General features: G+C 63.4%; 2 pseudogenes. One reads left to right on the top strand and one right to left on the bottom strand.

Going from position 1 to position 626, the window contains the following annotated elements:
- Positions 1-255, bottom strand: a pseudogene (locus tag EOA28_RS37785) (thermonuclease family protein); the annotation flags it as partial.
- 76 nt (positions 256-331) lie between these two features.
- Between EOA28_RS37785 and EOA28_RS37780 the strand changes: the two are divergent.
- Positions 332-626 (top strand): annotated as a pseudogene (locus EOA28_RS37780) (sensor histidine kinase); the annotation flags it as partial.

The following is a 626-nucleotide window of genomic DNA, read 5'->3' as shown; positions in this document are numbered from 1 at the left end:
GGTCTGCTGGTACTCGGGAGCATCGATGCCGCGCATGCGGATGCGCTCGGTCCCGAGCGTGATCGAATCGCCGTCATTGACGATCGCTGTGCCTTGCTCCTTGCGAGTCTCGAAGCGATCGAGCCGAGCCGCCACCAGGGTCAGCAACCCGAGCAAGAGGAAGGCCAGCCCATAGTCCAGCAGCTTGCGCCACAGGCTGCGCGGCGGGCTCGCCGCATAGCGCCGGCGCGGTCCTCGCGGCCCGAAACGGCTCATATGGCAAACAGTCTCTTAATCATTCGAACGTAGCTTAACGAACTGAAAGTCGCTGCGCGCAGAAATTGAAGTCCGTATGCCTTTGCTACGCTCGAACACAGCGGATAAATTCATTGTGGACCGCCGTAAACCGCACCGCAACAGCGATGTGGCGCGCGCGGTGCGCAAGACGCGCGACCGCCTTTCGCAACAGGCCGGCAGCCTCGACTTCGATCGCGAACTGCTGAAACTGCATGCGCGCGCCATGGTGGTCAGCGCGGTCGCCATCCCGCTGCTGGTGCTGGCGGTGGCGGCTCTCGGCCGGCTGGCGGGCCTGGACAACCAGATCACCATCTGGGCTCTGGCTATGCTGCTTTGCTACGCGATCGTCG

This window comes from Mesorhizobium sp. M2A.F.Ca.ET.067.02.1.1 (assembly GCF_004023285.1).
GTDB lineage: Bacteria > Pseudomonadota > Alphaproteobacteria > Rhizobiales > Rhizobiaceae > Mesorhizobium.
Note: the sequence above shows the minus strand (reverse complement) of the source record. Positions and strands in the feature narration are given on the sequence as shown.